17 protein-coding genes and 1 riboswitch are annotated in these 16,516 nt (G+C 71.6%); of the genes, 9 read left to right on the forward strand and 8 right to left on the reverse strand.

Features of this window, described 5'->3' with window-relative positions; genetic code table 11:
• Window positions 1-55 precede the first annotated feature (55 nt).
• The 3 genes from AC4BEG_RS25900 to AC4BEG_RS25910 all read left to right on the forward strand — a co-directional run bounded on the left by AC4BEG_RS25900 (window position 56) and on the right by AC4BEG_RS25910 (window position 2,285).
• Window positions 56-460 carry an ATP-binding protein gene (locus AC4BEG_RS25900; protein WP_490702146.1) on the forward strand — a complete coding sequence of 135 codons (405 nt, stop codon included), beginning with the start codon at window positions 56-58 and terminating at the stop codon, window positions 458-460.
• A gap of 65 nt (window positions 461-525) precedes the next feature.
• Complete coding sequence (locus AC4BEG_RS25905; RefSeq protein ID WP_490702147.1) at window positions 526-1,875, forward strand: class II 3-deoxy-7-phosphoheptulonate synthase; 1,350 nt, start codon at window positions 526-528, stop codon at window positions 1,873-1,875.
• A gap of 164 nt (window positions 1,876-2,039) precedes the next feature.
• Window positions 2,040-2,285 carry a (2Fe-2S)-binding protein gene (locus AC4BEG_RS25910; RefSeq protein WP_490702148.1) on the forward strand — a complete coding sequence of 82 codons (246 nt, stop codon included), beginning with the start codon at window positions 2,040-2,042 and terminating at the stop codon, window positions 2,283-2,285.
• A gap of 25 nt (window positions 2,286-2,310) precedes the next feature.
• On the opposite strand, the gene bfr is transcribed toward AC4BEG_RS25910, so the two are convergent.
• Window positions 2,311-2,790 (reverse strand): bacterioferritin, encoded by a 480-nt coding sequence (bfr, locus tag AC4BEG_RS25915; RefSeq protein WP_201874047.1) that lies wholly within the window; start codon window positions 2,788-2,790, stop codon window positions 2,311-2,313.
• Window positions 2,791-2,949: 159 nt separating this feature from the next.
• Here bfr and AC4BEG_RS25920 point away from each other — a divergent pair, with 159 nt between their 5' ends.
• Window positions 2,950-3,573 (forward strand): sulfite oxidase-like oxidoreductase, encoded by a 624-nt coding sequence (locus AC4BEG_RS25920; RefSeq protein WP_490702149.1) that lies wholly within the window; start codon window positions 2,950-2,952, stop codon window positions 3,571-3,573.
• 39 nt (window positions 3,574-3,612) lie between these two features.
• On the opposite strand, the gene AC4BEG_RS25925 is transcribed toward AC4BEG_RS25920, so the two are convergent.
• The 6 genes from AC4BEG_RS25925 to thiO all read right to left on the reverse strand — a co-directional run bounded on the left by AC4BEG_RS25925 (window position 3,613) and on the right by thiO (window position 9,647).
• Complete coding sequence (locus tag AC4BEG_RS25925) at window positions 3,613-4,482, reverse strand: deoxyribonuclease IV (protein WP_490702150.1); 870 nt, start codon at window positions 4,480-4,482, stop codon at window positions 3,613-3,615.
• A 106-nt stretch (window positions 4,483-4,588) separates the two neighbouring features.
• Window positions 4,589-6,517 carry a Stk1 family PASTA domain-containing Ser/Thr kinase gene (pknB, locus tag AC4BEG_RS25930; protein WP_490702151.1) on the reverse strand — a complete coding sequence of 643 codons (1,929 nt, stop codon included), beginning with the start codon at window positions 6,515-6,517 and terminating at the stop codon, window positions 4,589-4,591.
• A gap of 89 nt (window positions 6,518-6,606) precedes the next feature.
• Window positions 6,607-7,065 (reverse strand): SRPBCC domain-containing protein, encoded by a 459-nt coding sequence (locus AC4BEG_RS25935; RefSeq protein ID WP_490702152.1) that lies wholly within the window; start codon window positions 7,063-7,065, stop codon window positions 6,607-6,609.
• A 315-nt stretch (window positions 7,066-7,380) separates the two neighbouring features.
• Window positions 7,381-8,124, reverse strand: coding sequence for a thiazole synthase (locus tag AC4BEG_RS25940; protein WP_490707191.1), 744 nt, complete (start codon window positions 8,122-8,124; stop codon window positions 7,381-7,383).
• Between the two features lie 114 nt (window positions 8,125-8,238).
• Window positions 8,239-8,439: a sulfur carrier protein ThiS gene (gene thiS, locus AC4BEG_RS25945; RefSeq protein WP_201874056.1), complete on the reverse strand. Its 201-nt coding sequence runs from the start codon at window positions 8,437-8,439 to the stop codon at window positions 8,239-8,241.
• Complete coding sequence (thiO, locus tag AC4BEG_RS25950) at window positions 8,436-9,647, reverse strand: glycine oxidase ThiO (protein WP_490702153.1); 1,212 nt, start codon at window positions 9,645-9,647, stop codon at window positions 8,436-8,438. Before thiO ends, thiS begins: the two co-directional genes overlap by 4 nt.
• A riboswitch (TPP riboswitch) is annotated at window positions 9,643-9,757 on the reverse strand. (Overlaps the previous gene by 5 nt.)
• A gap of 231 nt (window positions 9,758-9,988) precedes the next feature.
• Between thiO and AC4BEG_RS25955 the strand changes: the two genes are divergently transcribed.
• The 5 genes from AC4BEG_RS25955 to AC4BEG_RS25975 all read left to right on the forward strand — a co-directional run bounded on the left by AC4BEG_RS25955 (window position 9,989) and on the right by AC4BEG_RS25975 (window position 14,531).
• Window positions 9,989-11,170: an NAD(P)/FAD-dependent oxidoreductase gene (locus AC4BEG_RS25955; protein ID WP_490707192.1), complete on the forward strand. Its 1,182-nt coding sequence runs from the start codon at window positions 9,989-9,991 to the stop codon at window positions 11,168-11,170.
• 123 nt (window positions 11,171-11,293) lie between these two features.
• The gene (locus AC4BEG_RS25960; RefSeq protein WP_201874059.1) at window positions 11,294-11,659 is read left to right on the forward strand and encodes an Rv2175c family DNA-binding protein; all 366 of its coding nucleotides are present in this window, start codon (window positions 11,294-11,296) and stop codon (window positions 11,657-11,659) included.
• 108 nt (window positions 11,660-11,767) lie between these two features.
• The gene (gene thiE, locus AC4BEG_RS25965; RefSeq protein ID WP_490702154.1) at window positions 11,768-12,457 is read left to right on the forward strand and encodes a thiamine phosphate synthase; all 690 of its coding nucleotides are present in this window, start codon (window positions 11,768-11,770) and stop codon (window positions 12,455-12,457) included.
• 131 nt (window positions 12,458-12,588) lie between these two features.
• Complete coding sequence (gene metF, locus AC4BEG_RS25970; protein WP_490702155.1) at window positions 12,589-13,509, forward strand: methylenetetrahydrofolate reductase [NAD(P)H]; 921 nt, start codon at window positions 12,589-12,591, stop codon at window positions 13,507-13,509.
• A 38-nt stretch (window positions 13,510-13,547) separates the two neighbouring features.
• Window positions 13,548-14,531: a hypothetical protein gene (locus AC4BEG_RS25975; RefSeq protein WP_490702156.1), complete on the forward strand. Its 984-nt coding sequence runs from the start codon at window positions 13,548-13,550 to the stop codon at window positions 14,529-14,531.
• A 149-nt stretch (window positions 14,532-14,680) separates the two neighbouring features.
• Here the strand turns inward: AC4BEG_RS25975 and AC4BEG_RS25980 are convergent, their stop codons facing one another.
• Window positions 14,681-16,213: a phytoene desaturase family protein gene (locus tag AC4BEG_RS25980; RefSeq protein WP_490702157.1), complete on the reverse strand. Its 1,533-nt coding sequence runs from the start codon at window positions 16,211-16,213 to the stop codon at window positions 14,681-14,683.
• Window positions 16,214-16,516: the final 303 nt, after the last annotated feature.

Raw genomic sequence — 16,516 nt, forward strand, 5'->3', positions numbered from 1 at the left:
ACGCGTTGTGTTCGTCACATAGCCGAGAGTAATCGACTGGATCCACCCTTGTGGCGTGAACAAAGACATCGCGTACCCCCCGCCGCAGTACCACCTCATCCTGGCCGCCATGTCCCCGCACGCCGTCCGTCATATCCGCCGCATCGTGCGCATCTATGCCGAGATGTGGGAGATGGGTCACGTTGCCGACGCCGCCGGGCTGGCCGTAACCGAGCTGCTGGCGAACGTGATCAAGCACGTACCCGACTGCTCCTGCGCCGTGCTGCTGATCGCGGAGGAGGGACGGTTGCGGGTCGAGGTGGGGGACAACTCGCCGGTGTTACCGGTCAGGCGGACGGCCGGGCCGTGGGACGAGAGCGGGCGGGGGCTGGGCCTGGTGGATCTGATCACGGACGCGTGGGGCATCGACCAGACCCCGGCCCGGTCCGGGAAGCGGGTGTGGTTCGAGCTCAAGGCATGACCGGAGATGTCTCACCCTGTGGGCATCGGGATGGACTGCTGACAAGACCCCGTAACCTTGGCGAGGTGACCGTGAACGCTGAAACCCACGCCGGTGGCCACACCTGGCAGTCTCTTCCCGCGGCGCAGCAGCCTGACTGGCCGGACCAAGCGGCTCTGCGCGATGCGATCGCTGAGCTCGAGTCCTATCCGCCGCTCGTCTTCGCGGGCGAGTGCGATGCGCTGCGGCACCGCCTGGGGGCCGTGGCGCGGGGTGAGGCGTTTCTGCTCCAGGGCGGGGACTGCGCCGAGGCGTTCGACGCCGTGGGTGCCGACCAGATCCGTAACAAGCTGAAGACGCTCCTCCAGATGGGCGCCGTGCTGACCTACGCCGGGTCCGTCCCGGTGGTGAAGGTCGGCCGGATCGCCGGGCAGTACAGCAAGCCGCGCTCGAAGCCGACCGAGACCCGGGACGGGGTGACCCTGCCGACGTACCGGGGTGACTCGGTCAACGGCTTCGAGTTCACCGAGGAGGCGCGGATCCCCGATCCGCAGCGCCTCAAGCGCATGTACCACGCGTCGGCGTCGACGCTGAACCTGGTGCGCGCCTTCACTACCGGTGGCTACGCGGACCTGCGCCAGGTGCACGCGTGGAACCAGGACTTCGTGAAGTCCTCGCCGTCGGGTCAGCGCTACGAGGCGCTGGCGCGCGAGATCGACCGGGCGCTGAACTTCATGAACGCCTGCGGGGTGGACCCGGAGGAGTTCAAGACGGTGGAGTTCTTCTCCTCGCACGAGGCGCTGATCCTGGACTACGAGTCGGCGCTGACGCGTACGGACTCGCGGACCGGCGATCTGTACGACGTGTCCGGGCACATGGTCTGGATCGGTGAGCGCACCCGGCAGCTGGACGGGGCGCATATCGAGTTCGCCTCCAAGATCCGTAACCCGGTGGGTGTGAAGCTCGGTCCGACGACCACGCCGGAAGAGGCCCTGACGCTGATCGACCGGATCGACCCGGACCGCGAGCCGGGCCGGCTGACCTTCATCACGCGGATGGGCGCGGACAAGGTCCGCGACAAGCTGCCCAACCTGGTGGAGAAGGTGACGGCGTCCGGGGCGCAGGTCGCGTGGGTCTGCGACCCGATGCACGGCAACACCTTCGAGGCGGCGTCCGGGCACAAGACCCGGCGCTTCGACGATGTGCTGGACGAGGTCAAGGGCTTCTTCGAGGTCCACAAGGAGCTGGGCACCCACCCGGGCGGTATCCATGTGGAGCTGACCGGGGACGACGTCACGGAGTGCGTGGGCGGCGGCGACGAGATCTTCGTCGACGATCTGCACCAGCGCTACGAGACGGCCTGTGACCCGCGGCTGAACCGCAGCCAGTCGCTTGACCTGGCGTTCCTGGTGGCGGAGATGTACCGGGACCAGTGAGACCGGCGGGTCGGCGGGGCCGGTGAGGCCACCGCAAGATCGCTGAAAGATGAATGGGGCACGGATCACATCGATCCGTGCCCCTCGGCATTGTGGGTCTCCCTCAAGGCGGGTAAGGTAAGGGTTACCTCACTGATCATGCTGGTCAACGCTGGAGAGTTCGCGTGTACGTCTGCTCATGCTTCGGCATCACCGAGAAGCAGGTGCGCGAGCACGCGGAAACGGGTGCTTGCACACCGCGCCAGATCGCCGGCGCCTGCAAGGCGGGCACCGACTGCGGCTCCTGCGTCCGCAAGATCCAGGCGCTGCTGGGGCGCGGTTCGTGCCCGCGGCGCGAGAACCTCGATCCGGTGGTGCTGGCCTCCGCCGTCGAGGCCGCGGGGGTAGTGCCCGCGGCCGAGGCCGCCTGAGCGCGGGCGGAGCCCGGGTGGGCGGTCAGTCGCTGGGCTGCTCGATCTGCTGGGCGATGTAGAGGGCCTCACCGAGCTTCTCGATCAGCGCGAGCTGGGTGTCGAGATAGTCGATGTGCTGCTCCTCGTCGGCGAGGATGTCCTCGAAGATATTGGCCGACGTGATGTCGTCCTTGGCGCGCATCAGTTTGATGCCCCGCTTGAGGCGGTCGATGGCCTCGACCTCCACCTGCCGGTCGGCCTGGAACATCTCGGTGAGGGTCTGCCCCACACGAACGTGGAAGAGCCGCTGGTAATTGGGGAGACCGTCGAGGAGAAGGATCCGGTCGGTGAGCAGCTCGGCGTGCTTCATCTCGTCGAAGGACTCGGCCCGGGTGTATTTGGCAAGCCGTGTCCAGCCAAAGTTGTCCTGCATCTTCGAGTGCAGAAAGTACTGATTGATCGCGGTCAGCTCACCGGTCAGCTGCTCGTTCAGGAACTCGAGGACCTCGGGGTCACCCTGCATCGAAGGGGCTCCTTCCCATCAGAACGGGGAATGCCAGGTTGCGCGCATCGTCGCATCGCCCCTGGTGGGGCGTCCAGTAAGTGCACGCTTAGTACGAGTTGCCCCCATGGATGATCCCCTGGTCACGACCACCCCCGGCGGTCTGAGACCATGGAGTCCATGGGGCAGTCGGAAAGCCGCGAGGGGGAGCTCGCGCAGCTGCCTCCGGGTCAGCGACTGCAACGCGGTTGGCCGGTTACGCACTACGGGCCGGTGCCGAAGTTCAGGCCGGAGCGCTGGGAGTTCCGCGTCTTCGGTGCGACGGCGGACGGCGAAAAGCACTGCTGGACGCATGAGGAGTTCTCGGCGCTGCCGTACTCCACGGTCGAGGCCGACCTCCACTGCGTCACCAAATTCAGCATGCTCGGCGCCGAATGGGGCGGGGTCTCGACGGGGGTGGTCATGGATCTGGCGCCACCCGCGCCGGATGTCACCCATGTGATGGTGTGGGCGGAATACGGCTTCAGCTCAAATATGCGGTTGTCGGACTTCGCTTCCTCGACGTCGATTTTCGCCACGCACAAGGACGGCGAACTGCTGACGGCGGAGCATGGATTTCCGGTCCGTCTGGTCGTTCCGCATCTCTACGCGTGGAAAGGGCCCAAATGGGTCCGGGGCGTGGAGTACATGAGGGCCGATCGCCGGGGCTTCTGGGAGGAGCGGGGATACCACAATCTCGGCGACCCCTGGAAGGAGCAGCGCTACTCCTATCAGGAGGAGCCGGGGGACGGGCCCGAGCTGTAGCCGGGGCCCGGGGTACTCCCGAGTGGGCTCACATGAGGCTCAGCCGTCCCGTAGCTCCTTCAGCCGCGCCACATCGCCCGCATGGCCCTCCGTGCCGCCGGGGGTCTCGATCACCAGCGGCACCCCCTCCGTCGCCGGATGGCCGAACAGCTCGCGGAACGGCTCCGCGCCGATGTGCCCGGCCCCGATGTTGGCGTGCCGGTCCTTGTGGGCGCCGACCACGTCCTTGGAGTCATTGGCGTGGATCAGCTTCAGCCGCCCCGGCCCGGTGACCGTCACCAGCTCGTCGAGGGTCTGCTTCATCCCGCCGGAGGCGGCCAGATCGTGGCCCGCGGCGAAGACATGGCAGGTGTCCAGGCAGACGCCCAGCCGCGGATGGCGGTCCAGGGCGTCGAAGTACGGCCCGAGGTCCTCCACCAGCGCGCACAGCGAGGCGCCCTGTCCGGCGGTCGGTTCCAGCAGCAGCCAGGGGTCGTCGTCGTGCGTCAGCTCGTCCAGCAGCGGCAGCACCCGCTCCCGCACCTGGGCGAGCGCCTGGACGCGCTCCCGGCCGCCGGTGGCCGAGCCGGTGTGGACGACAACGCCGCGTGCCCCGATCTCCCGGCCGCGGCGCAGCGAATGGCGCAGGGAGTCCACCGAGCGCTCGGCCGTGGCCTCGGTGTGCGAGCCGAAGTTGATCAGGTACGGGGCGTGGACGTAGACCGGCATCGACTGCTCGGCGCAGCCGGTGCGGAACGCCTCGTCCTGGGCGGGGGTGCCGGTCGGGGTGGCCCAGCCGCGCGGATTGGCGACGAAGACCTGGACGGTCTCGGCGCCGATGTCCCGGGCGTGGGCGAGCCCGACGGTGGCAAGGCCGCCCGCGACGCGGATATGGCCGCCGACGGGGTTGCGGGTGCGGTGCGTACTCACGGGTCCAAGGGTCCCAGGCGCGGCGGACGCCCGGGACCACAGGGGTCCCGGGCGTCGTCCGGCGGTTGGCCGGGGGCGTCGTCCAGAAGACTGTCGAGAAGACTGTCTAGAAGACGCCCTTCACCTCGATCGTGATGGTGCTGCCCTTGGGGGCCTTGTCCCCGGCGTCCACCGACTGGTCCTTGATCGTGTCCCCGCCGAACAGCGGCTTGTCGACGTCGACCTGGAAGCCCTTGTCCTCCAGCGCGGCGGTGGCGTCGTCGACACTCATGCCCTCGACATCCGGCACCTCGATCATCTCCTGGCCCTTGGAGAGCGTCAGGGTCACGGTGTCGCCCTTGGCGCCCGTGTCCGCAGGCGACTGCTTGGCGACCGCGCCCTTGTCCTCGTCGGAGAAGACCCGCTGCTTGTCGATCTTCACCTTGAAGCCCTCGTCGAGCAGCTCCGAGCGGGCGTCGTCGAGGGTGTCGCCGACCACGTCCGGGATGTCGATCTCGGGGCCCTTGCTGACCACGAGCGACACGGGGGTGTCGGGGCGGCGCACGGCGCCCTCACGGGGGCTGGTGGAGAGCACCGACCCCTGGGGCGTCTCATCGCTGAACCTCTTGGTGATCCGGCCCACCGTGAGCCCCTGGTCGGCGATCTTCTTCTTCGCCTCGGAGAGCCGGGTGCCGACCACATTGGGCATCTCGGCCCGTTCCGGCCCCTGGGAGACGCTGATCGTCACGGTGCCGGTGTCGCGGATGCGCGCACCGACGCCGGGCTTGGTGCTGATGACATGGCCCTTGTCGACCACATCGCTGTACTCGCGGACGACCTTCACGTCCAGCCCGGTGTCGTGCAGCTTCTTCTCGGCCTTCGCCTGGCTCATCTTCAGCACCGCCGGGACCTTGGTGAACTGCCCGGAGTTGATGTACCAGACGCCGACGCCGATCCCGAGGGCCAGCAGCACGGCGGCGACGATCGTCACGATCCCGCGTCGCGGCATCCGGCCGCCGCGTTCGCGACCACGGCCGCGCCCCCGCCGCGCGGGCGGGTCCTGCGGCAGCTCCAGACGGCTGGTGCGGTTGAGCCGGTCCTGATCGTCCGCCGCGGCGGCGGGCCGCGGGATCACCGTCGTACGGTCCTCCGAGCCGCTGTCCTCGCCCGCGTCCCTGGCCTCCGGCGGCACCGCGTCCAGCTGGGCGTCGGTCAGCGCGGCGCGGGCCGAACGGGCCTGGCCGAACAGTGCGACGGCGTCGGCGGGGCGCAGCGAGATCTCGCGGGCGGTGGCGGAGGCGACCAGGGCGTCCAGTGGGCCCGCCACATCGGGGGCCAGGACGGACGGCGGCGGAACGTCCTCGTTGAGGTGCTGGTAGAGGATCTGGGCCGGGGTGCTGCCGACGTGCGGCTTGGAGCCGGTCAGCATCTCGTAGAGCACCACTCCGCAGGCGTACACATCGGCCCGCGGGTCGGCCGTGCCGTTCTCTATCTGCTCGGGCGCGAGATAGGAGACGGTGCCGAGGACGCTGCCGGTGGAGGCGCTGGTGTTGGTGTCCACCGCCCGCACCAGGCCGAAGTCGGCGACCTTGACCCGGCCGTCGTCCCCGATCAGCACGTTCTCCGGCTTCATGTCGCGGTGCACAAAACCGGCCCGGTGGGCCGCGCCGAGCGCGGCGAGCACCGGTTCCAGGATGTCGAGCGCGGCACGCGGCTGGAGGGCGCCGCGCTCGCGCAGCACATCACGCAGGGTGCAGCCGGCGACGTACTCCATCGCCAGATAGACATGTACACCGTCGGTGCCCTGGTCGTAGACGCCGACCACATTGGAGTGGGCGAGTCTGGCGATGGACTTCGCCTCGCGGATGAAGCGCTCGACGAAGGCGGCGTCGGAGGCGAGGCTCTGGTGCATCACCTTCAGGGCGATGACGCGGTCGAGCCGGGTGTCGACGGCGCGGTAGACCGTCGCCATCCCGCCCACGGCGATGCGTGCCTCCACGCTGTAGCGGCCGTCGAGCACCTGCCCGACAAGGGGGTCCTGGAGCGTCGTATCCACGAGAGGGCATTTTACGGACCGGTACGGGCCGCTCCGACCGCCAGCCCCAGGTGGGAGTGGAGTTGAAGCCGAACGGTGACAGCTGCGGGTCAGTTGTGCGACGCGGCGGCCAGGGCGGCCAGCTCCTCGAGGGCGGAGGTCCAGGCCAGGGCGGCGTACTCGGCGTGCTGGGCCTTGGCCTCGTCGGAGACTTCCAGGGCGCGGATACCGGATTCCGTCAGGCGGAGGCGGGTGCCCGCGCCCTCCGGAGAGATCCGGAACTCCACCAGGGTGGCCGTGCCCGCCTCGGTGCCGGGGCGGTCCGGCTCATGGGCCAGCCGGAAGCGGAAGAGGGCGTCCGGGACCGCCTTCTCCACCCGGCCGTGGAACTCCCCGTGTTCGTCCCAGCGGAAGCGGAGCGTGCCGCCGGGGCGCAGCTCCAGCTCACAGCCCCCGAAGGCGTACCAGACGCGGATGTGCTCGGGCGTCGTCAGCACCCGCCACACCCGGTCGATGGGGGCGGGGACATACACCTCGCGCTCGATCCGGTCGGCCACGGTCACGGTCACGGCGACCACCTCCGGCTTCCACGGTAGGCGGGGCGTCTCCGGGATGCCCCGCCTACGGCCGGTACGGCCGTGGAGGCGGGCGCGGGGGGCTCGCGGCTTGGGCGGGGCTGCTGCCCGGGGGCGCCGGGCTGCCCGAGGATGCCGGGCTGGCCGGGCGTGCCGGGCCAAGCGCGCCGCGGGAAGTGCCGCGAGGTGCCGTCATCCGTCTGCGGTTGCGTCGTGGCTGGTCGCGCCCACGCGGCGGAGCCGCACATCGACACAGCCCCGCGCCCCTTGGGGGCGCACCCGAACCGCACCGGACTCCGGCGAGTCCGCTCAGCCGAAGGCGGGCCGCTCCGGGTCCAGCGCCGCGCGGCCCTCCACGGGGGACGACGCCTCCGCGAAGTGGCGGCGCGGGATCCGGCCGGCCCGGCGGGCCAGCCGCCCCGCCTCCACCGCATGCCGCATGGCCGCCGCCATCAGCACCGGCTCCCGCGCCCGGGTGACGGCCGAGGCGAGCATCACCGCGGCACAGCCCAGCTCCATCGCGAGCGAGGCGTCCGAGGCGGTGCCCGCGCCCGCGTCGAGGATCACCGGCACGGTGGCCCGCTCGACGATCAGCTCGAAGTTGTGCGGATTGCGGATACCGAGGCCGGAGCCGATGGGTGAGCCCAGCGGCATGATCGCGGCACAGCCCACGTCCTCCAGCTTGCGGGCGAGGACCGGGTCGTCATTGGTGTACGGCAGCACCGTGAAACCGTCGTCCACCAGGATCTCGGCGGCGTCCAGCAGCTCCACGGGGTCGGGGAGCAGGGTGCGCTCATCGGCCACCACCTCCAGCTTCACCCATTCCGTGCCCAGCGCCTCACGGGCCAGCCGCGCGGTCAGCACGGCCTCACCGGCGGTGAAACAGCCCGCGGTGTTGGGCAGGGCGCGGATGCCGTGCCGGTCGAGCACGGAGAGCACCGAGCCCTGCACCGTGGGGTCCAGCCGCCGCATGGCGACGGTCGTCAGCTCGGTGCCGGAGGCGAGCAGGGCGTGCTCCAGGATCTCCAGGCTGGGCGCCCCGCCGGTGCCCATGATCAGACGGGAGCCGAAGTCGGTCCCGGCGATGGTCAGCGGATCGGCGGCGGTTCCGGCCCCGGCGGTTCCGGCCCCGGCCCTTGTGGTGTCCGTCGTCGTGGGAGCCATCGGTCAGCCTCCCTGGACCGCGGTGAGGACCTCGACGCGGTCGCCCTCGCCCAGCGCCGTCACCGGCCACTGGCCGCGCGGTACGACCGTCTCGTTGACGGCCGCGGCGACGCCCGAGGACGCCTGGGTGAGGGTGGCCACCAGCCGGTCGAGGGTGGTGCCCTCGACGATCTCGCGGGGCTCCCCGTTTACGGAGACGGTCATGCGGGCTGCTCCTGTGGTGCGTTGAACGAAGTGCGGGCGGCGCCGTCGAGCCGGTGCGGGGTGAACGCGCGGGCCACCGACGGGAGTTCTCCGCCGGTCAGCGCCTCGGCCATGACATCGCCCGTGATCGGGGTGAGAAGGACGCCGTTGCGGAAGTGGCCGGTGGCCATCTGGAGCCCCGGCAGCGCCGTCGGCCCGAGGAAGGGGCCGTTGTCGGGGGAGCCGGGGCGCAGGCCCGCGCAGGTCTCGACGAGCGGCAGTTCGGTGATGCCGGGGATCAGCTCATGGGCGTCGCGCAGCAGCTCGTACACCCCGCTCGCGGTGACCGTGGTGTCCCAGCCGCGCTCCTCGGAGGTGGCGCCGATCACCAGCTCGCCGTCGACGCGCGGGACGAGATAGACATCCGTGCCGCGTACCACGGCCCGTATCACCCGGGACAGGAACGGCCGGTAGGAGGCGGGCACGGTCAGCCGCAGCACCTGGCCCTTGACCGGGCGCACCGGCGGCAGCACGTCCGGGGGCACCCCCGCCAGCCGCGCGCTGAGACTTCCGGCGGCCAGGACGGTCTGCCCGGCGGACACCCGGGTGCCGTCGGCCAGCTCCGCACCCGTGGCCCGGTCCCCGGTGACCGTCAGCCGCTCGGCGAGGGCGCGGTGGATGACCACCCCCGCCCGCTCGCAGGCGCGCAGCAGGGCCGCCGTCAGCCGCCGCGGATCGACCTGGTGATCACCGTCGATGCGCATCCCGCCGCGGACGCCCGGTGCCAGCATCGGCTCCAGACGGCGGCATTCGCGCCCGGTCAGCCACTCCACCTCCAGCCCGTGGCGCTGGTGCCGCTCATGGAGGTCGCGCAGATGGGCGCGGTCGTCGGCGTCGAGCGCCACCATGAGGGTGCCGCAGTCGCGGTAGCCGACCTCCTGGCCGCCCGCCTCCTCCACCTCCGCCACGAATTCCGGATAGCGGGCCGCGGACGCGAGATTGAGATCGAGCAGTGCGTGCTCGCCGTACTGGAACTCCCCGACGGAGCCCAGCATCCCGGCCGCCACCATGGCCGCCCCGCCGCCCGGCGCCGGGTCGGTCAGCGCGGTCCGCAGCCCCCGCTGGGCTGCCCGCCAGGCCGTGACCAGGCCGATGATGCCGCCCCCGATCACGAGGGCGTCGTACGGTTCAGTCCTCTCGGTGCTCGCATGGATCCCCGATGTGCGCATGAGTATGCGCCCCTCCCTTCGCCGGCATGACCCGGATCAGGTTCATACGGTCGGAGGCCGCCCCAGCCTCCCTCTCAGCCCGGTGCGTCCGAACTCCCGCGAGTGCTCTGAGGCGCCACCCTAGTACGAGCCTCGAACAGCCCGGAAGGGAGAACGGGGCGATCCGGGAATCACGGCAACAACCTGCCGTATGCCTTGAATCGATCTTGTGCAGTAGATCTCGTCCCGCGCTCTGCGGTCCGTCCCGCGCACCGCAATACAGTGATCGTGTGAGCGATGAGACGACGAAGACGGCCTCCACGGTGGGCAGCGGACAGCGCGTGGTGATCGTCGGCGCGGGCATGGCGGGGGTGCAGACCGCCGTCGTGCTGCGCGAGGAGGGCTGGGCCGGGGAGATTCTGCTGCTGGGCGCGGAACCCCACCAGCCGTACGACCGCCCGCCGCTGTCCAAGGCCGTACTGCTCGGCAAGGCCGAAGGGTCGGCGTTCGACGTGGACTTCGGCGCGCTCGGCATCGAGCTGCGGCTCGGTGTCACGGTTTCCGCGCTGGACAGCGGCGAACGGCGGCTGGAGACCGAATCCGGGCCGGTGCCCTACGACGTCCTGGTGATCGCCACCGGCGCCGAGCCCATCCCCCTGCCCGGCAGTGAGGGTGTCCCCGGCGTCCATCTGCTGCGCACCCTGGACGACGCCGAGCGGCTGCGCCCGGTGCTCGCCCGGCAGCACGAGATCGTGGTGGTGGGGGCGGGCTGGATCGGCGCGGAGTTCGCCACGGCCGCGCGGGAGGCGGGCTGTGCGGTGACCGTCGTGGAGGCCGCCGACCGGCCGCTGGCGGGTGCCCTCCCGGCCGAGGTCGCCGCCCCCATGGCCGACTGGTACGCGGACTACGGCGCCACCCTGGTCACCGGCGCCCGGGTGGACGCGGTGGACGAGAACGGGCTGCTGCTCGGCGACGGCACCCGGCTGCGGGCGGGCGCGGTGGTCGTCGGCATCGGGGCGCGGCCCGCCACGGACTGGCTGGCGGGCTCCGGCGTGGACCTGGCCGACGACCGGTCCATCGTCGCCGACGAGCGGCTGCGCACCTCGGTGCCGGACGTCTACGCGGTCGGCGACTGCGCGTCCTTCCCCTCCGCGCGGTACGGCACCCGGCTGCTGGTGCACCACTGGGACAACGCACTCCAGGGGCCGCGCACGGTGGCCGCCAACGTCGTGGGCAGCCGGACGGCCGCGCACACCGGCTTCTCGGTCTACGACCCGGTGCCGTACTTCTGGTCCGAGCAGTTCGGGCGGTTCATCCAGTACGCCGGGCACCACTCGGCGGAGGACGAACTGGTGTGGCGGGGCGATCCGGCCGGGGCGTCCTGGGCGGTCTGCTGGCTGCGCGAAGGGGCCCTGGTCGCCCTGCTGGCCGTCGGCCGTCCGCGCGATCTGGCCCAGGGCCGCAAGCTGATCGAACGCGGTGCCCGGCTGGACCGGGCACGGGCCACGGACCCCTCGGTTCCGCTGAAGTCCGCCGTTTCCTGACCCCTTCCCGACCGCTGGGCCGACGCGGCGGGACGCGGGGGCGGGGGCCCGCGGGCGGGGCGGGTGGCCCGCGTGGCGGACGCCCGGCTACCCACTGTCAGTCCCAGATGGCAGGCTTGTGCCGTGACCGAGATTGACGCAAAGATCGATGCTCTCGTCCCCGCCTGGCTCACGCTCCCCGACGCCGCCGAGAGGCTCGGCGTCGAGGTGACCCGCGTCCGGCAGCTGGTCAAGGAGGGCCAGCTGATCGCGGTGCGCCGTGGCGAGAACCGGGTCCTCCAGGTGCCCGAGGAGTTCATCGGTGACGGCAAGGTCGTCAAGGGCCTCGTGGGGACCTTGACGCTTCTGAAGGACGACGGCTTCAGCGATGAAGAGATGCTGGAGTGGCTTTTCACCCCCGACCCAAGCCTGCCCGGCACCCCGGCGCGGGCCCTGCGCGAGAATCGCGGCACGGAAGTGAAGCGCAGGGCGCAGGCACTCGCCGTCTGACACCGCTCGCGCAGCCCGCATCGCGCACTCAGCACCATCACCTCGGCGTACGGGCAAGGGGTATCGTCCCGTGCCCGTACGCCGCCGACCCGGGGGGACCGCCGCACCATGGCCGCCACCACCAGCCCGTCCGCCGGTTTGTCCGCTCGGTCCGCTCGGTCCGCTCGCGAGAAGCTGGCCGACGCCCGGCTGTATCTGTGCACCGACGCCCGTAAGCGACAGGGCGATCTGCCGGAGTTCCTGGACGCCGTGCTGGCCTCCGGGGTGGACATCGTCCAGCTCCGCGACAAGGGCATGGAGGCGGCCGAGGAGCTGGACCACCTGGCCGTCTTCGCCGATGCGTGCCGCCGCCACGGCAAGCTGCTGGCGGTCAACGACCGCGCGGACGTCGCCCATGCCATCGGCTCCGACGTGCTCCATCTGGGCCAGGGCGACCTTCCCGTCCCGGCGGCCCGCGCGATCCTTGGCCAGGACGTGTTGATCGGGCGTTCCACCCACGCGGAGGCGGAGGTGGACGCGGCGCTCGCCGAGCCCGGCGTCGACTACTTCTGCACCGGCCCCTGCTGGCCCACCCCCACCAAGCCCGGCCGCCACGCCCCCGGGCTGTCCCTGGTGCGGTACACGGCCGCGCTGCGACCCGCCCGCCCCTGGTTCGCCATCGGCGGTATCGACGCGTCCAACCTGGACGAGGTGCTGGAGGCGGGAGCGCGCCGGATCGTGGTGGTCCGGGCGATCACGGACGCCGACGACCCGGCGGAGGCGACGGCGAGCCTGGCCAAGCGGGTCCGGTCGGCCTAGGCCCGGTTGGGGCCCGTCGAGCCACCGGCAATCGGCCGGAGGTGTCCGCACTGCGGGACGCGACACCGGCAAAAGGTAAATTTCGGCCGCCTGGGTGGGCGCGGACCACCCCGCTGGCTAACCTTCCCAATATGGCCCTAGGCACCGCTTCCACCAGGACCGATCGCGCGCGTACCGTGCGTGATCTGCTCGCATCGGGCGAGCAGTCGTACTCCTTCGAGTTCTTCGCCCCCAAAACGGAGAAGGGCGAGCACACGCTGTGGAACGCCATCCGCCGGCTGGAGGCCGTCTCGCCGACCTTCGTCTCCGTGACGTACGGCGCCGGCGGCTCGTCCCGTGAGGGCACGGTGCGGGCCACCGAGCGCATCGCGACGGACACCACCCTGACCCCCGTCGCCCATCTGACCGCGGTCAACCACTCCCGGGCCGAGCTGCGCAACATCATCGGCCAGTACGCCGGAGCCGGGATCCGGAACATGCTCGCACTGCGCGGTGATCCGCCGGGCGACCCGATGGGGGAGTGGATCCGGCACCCCGCAGGACTCGACTACGCCATCGAACTGGTCCAGCTGATCAAGGAGTCGGGCGACTTCTGCGTCGGCGTCGCCGCCTTCCCCGAGATGCATCCCCGCTCGGCGGACTGGGACAGCGACATCCGCCACTTCGTGGACAAGTGCCGCGCGGGCGCCGATTTCGCCATCACGCAGATGTTCTTCTACCCGGAGGACTATCTGCGGCTGCGCGACCGGGTGGCGGCAGCGGGCTGTACGACGCCGATCATCCCTGAAATCATGCCCGTGACGAACGTGCGGCAGATCGAGCGGTTTGCCAAGCTCAGCAATGCCGCGTTCCCGCCCGAGCTCGCGGAGAGGATCCTGGCGGTGAAGGATGACGCGGCCGCTGTACGCTCGATCGGGATCGACTACGCCACTGAGCTGTGTGCGCGGTTGATGGCCGAGGAGATCCCCGGGCTGCACTTCATTACGCTGAACCACTCCACGGCCACGCTGGAAATCTACGAGAATCTGGGACTGCATCAGCGGTCCTCGTAAACGGCAGCCGACGGGCGGCCGCACTGAGAGGGGCGGGCATGGGCTGGACGGTCCTCTACATCGCTTTCGGCGTCGTCGCGCTGTGGCTGCTGGGTGAGGTCCTGCTGCAATACAAGGCGCGCCTGCGCTGGCGGCTGTTGGCGTTCGTCGGCTTCCTCGGCGTGGTGGCCGGGGTAGTCGTGCCGTCCGTGCTGGTGATCGTGATCGGCGCGGTCGCCTTCGCGGTCGGCCAGACGTATGTGACGCTCTCCTTCCGGCGCGGCTTCGCCGCCGGATGGGCGCTGCGCGAGGGACTGCCGGGGCTCGGACGAGGCCGGGACGAGAAGCGCACCGCGCCGCCCCAGCCGGAGCCGATCCTTCAGGTCTCGGATCTGGAGGACGTCCCGACCGCCCCGGCCGAACCGCCCACCTACCAGCCCGAGCCGATGCCCGACGACACCGGTGAGTACGGCGTCTACGACGACAGCTCGCCCTTCACGCCCTCCCAGCCCGCCGGGGCGGCGGCGTACGGCGGGGGCGCGGATGACGGCTACAGCGCGTACGAGACCTATGGCGGCTACGGCTCGCAGGACAGCAGCCAGGGCCACGGCCACGCCTACGGCCAGGACGCCTACGCCGACGCGGGTCAGGCGGGCCAGCAGGCCGGCTACGGCTACGGCAACGAGGCGTACGCGGCGTACGGCGATCCGTACGGCGGTGCCCAGCCGCAGCCCCAGGCCGATCCGTACGCACAGCCGCAGCAGCCCTACGGCCAGCAGCAGTACGCCGATCCGTACGCCGCCTACGGGCAGGACCCGTACGCCGCCGATCCGTTCGGCGGCGGACAGGGCGGCGACCACTATGCGGCGGGCGCCTCGTACCCCGGTCAGGCGCAGTACCCCCCGGGGGGCGACGCGATGCAGCCGGGCGGCACCTGGGTGCCCCAGCAGCGCGATGGCGAGGCCCAGCCCCCGGCCGAGCAGCCGTACCCGTACCAGCAGCAGGGCTTTCAGCAGGGCTACGACGAGCAGTACCGCTACTGAGGTCTGAGACCTGTCGTTGGTGCCGCCGGACGCCTCGTTGAGGCGCGTGTCCGCGCGGCGGGCCGTCCGATGTGCGCCTGGCTGATCGGCTGACGCCGTCGGGCCGGGGCCACGCCGTCCGCCGCGCGGGGCGCACGCCGTACGCCGTACTACTGCGAGCCGCGGAAGTCCTCGCCCTCGACGATCAGGCCGGCGACCAGCGCGCCCGACATCCCGGCGTGGGCCAGACCGCCGCCCGGGTGGGCCCAGCCGCCCGCCAGGTACAGACCGGGCAGCCGGGTGAGGTTGGCCGGATGGAGCAGGCGGCCCCCGGCGCCCGCGAGGGCCGGGGCGGGGACCGCGCCGCCGCGGGCACCGGTGGCCGCGGCGGTGTCGACGGGCGTACGGATCTCGCGCCACAGCAGCCGGTCCCCCAGATCCGGGATCACCAGCTTGGCCGCCTCCATCAGCCCGTCCGCGTCGTCCTCGACGCCCTCGGGGTGGGCCCAGTCCACCGGGCCGTGCGGGGCGACCACCGCCGTGAGTGTGACGGCCTCGTGGTTCGCGTCCGGGCACACCGTGGGGTCGTCCGGCCGGAGCACGGTCACGGTGGGGCGCCGACAGGGCCGACGCGTGCCGCGGCCGTCGCCGAAGACACCGGCCAACTCCGCGTCCCGGTCCGGGGCGTGGACCACGGTCCGGTGTGCGGTGCCCTCGGGGCGGGCTCCGCGCAGCCCCAGATGGACGGTGAGACGCCCCGGGACGTCGCTCCCGGGGCCATGGTCGGGCGTGACATCGCCGTCGTCCCAGGGGCGCCGCCCGCCGAGCAGCGGGGGCAGCAGCGCGGGGTCGACGGCCGCGACCACCGCGTCCGCCTCGACGGTGGTGCCGTCGGCCAGCTCCAGGCCCGCCGCGCGGCCGTCCTTCTCGGTGATGCCGGTGACCGCGGCGTCGAACCGGAACTCCACGCGCCGCTGACGGCAGCGCTCGTACAGCGCGTCGGCCAGCGCGCGCATCCCGCCGCGCACGTACCAGGTGCCGAAGGTCTGCTCCATATAGGGCAGCACGGTGGCCGCGGCCGGGGCGGAGCGCGGGTCGAGGCCATGGGCCAGGGCGTGGCTCTCCAGCAGGGTCACCGCCCGCGGATCCTTGAGCTCGCGCCGCGCCACCTCGGCGAGCGTGGCCGGGCGACGGCCGCCGAACCAGCGCCGCACCGCGGCGGCCGGATAGGGATCGCGGCCCAGCACCTGCCAGTCGGAGCGCAGCGGCTCCTCGAGCAGCGGTCTGCGGGTGGCGTCCCACACCTCACGGGCCCGGTTGACCAGAGCGCTCCAGCGCTCGCCCGCGCCCGCGCCGAAGGCCCCGTCCAGGGCCTGGCTCACCCCGCCGTGGGAGGCGTTGGGCAGCAGCACCTCGGTGCCGCCGGGGAAGAGATGGCGGGCGGCGGGATCGACCTGGATGAGCTCGACGCTCCGCTCCAGCGTCTCCTTGCCGGTCTTCACGAACAGATCCCGGTAGACCGCGGGCAGCTGGAGCAGCCCCGGGCCGGTGTCGAAGGAGAAGCCGTCCCGCTCGAAGCGCCCGACGCCGCCGCCGTGGGTCCCGCCGCGCTCGTACACCACCACCCGGTGGCCCGCGACGGCCAGTCGGGCCGCCGTCGCCATGGCGCCCATCCCCGCGCCGATCACCGCAATCCGTGCCATGACCGCGACTCTATCCGCCGCCACCGACAGTCACGGAGTGCGGCCGGGGCGGGGGCGTGGGGAGGAGCGCGGGGCGTCTGAGTACGCGTACTCAGACGGGGAGATGAGTAGCCGCGCGGATGGGGCGGATCCCGTCCGGACGGGAGAGTGGAGCACACGGAAGGGCCGCTCGCCGGACCGCCGACACGGGGCGGCGGAACGGCGGGATGGCCCGGACATACCGGGGGCGTACGGGGGAGCCGCCGCTGCCACGGTGGCTTCTACGGGGGAGTTACGGGGGGAGGCGCTGTTCCGGCGCGGGCT

The sequence above is a fragment of the Streptomyces sp. JLBJ103 genome, from assembly GCF_058215575.1.

Excerpts from the sequence above, each read along its gene's own strand:
- bfr (WP_201874047.1), bottom strand. The coding sequence starts at position 2,790 with ATGCAGGGTGACCCCGAGGTCCTCGAGTTCCTGAACGAGCAGCTGACC.
- AC4BEG_RS25920 (WP_490702149.1), top strand. The coding sequence starts at position 2,950 with ATGGGGCAGTCGGAAAGCCGCGAGGGGGAGCTCGCGCAGCTGCCTCCG.
- AC4BEG_RS25940 (WP_490707191.1), bottom strand. The coding sequence starts at position 8,124 with ATGGGCACCGGCGGGGCGCCCAGCCTGGAGATCCTGGAGCACGCCCTG.
- thiS (WP_201874056.1), bottom strand. The coding sequence starts at position 8,439 with ATGACCGTCTCCGTAAACGGGGAGCCCCGCGAGATCGTCGAGGGCACC.
- thiO (WP_490702153.1), bottom strand. The coding sequence starts at position 9,647 with ATGCGCACATCGGGGATCCATGCGAGCACCGAGAGGACTGAACCGTAC.
- AC4BEG_RS25955 (WP_490707192.1), top strand. The coding sequence starts at position 9,989 with ATGGCGGGGGTGCAGACCGCCGTCGTGCTGCGCGAGGAGGGCTGGGCC.
- thiE (WP_490702154.1), top strand. The coding sequence starts at position 11,768 with ATGGCCGCCACCACCAGCCCGTCCGCCGGTTTGTCCGCTCGGTCCGCT.
- metF (WP_490702155.1), top strand. The coding sequence starts at position 12,589 with ATGGCCCTAGGCACCGCTTCCACCAGGACCGATCGCGCGCGTACCGTG.
- AC4BEG_RS25975 (WP_490702156.1), top strand. The coding sequence starts at position 13,548 with ATGGGCTGGACGGTCCTCTACATCGCTTTCGGCGTCGTCGCGCTGTGG.
- AC4BEG_RS25980 (WP_490702157.1), bottom strand. The coding sequence starts at position 16,213 with ATGGCACGGATTGCGGTGATCGGCGCGGGGATGGGCGCCATGGCGACG.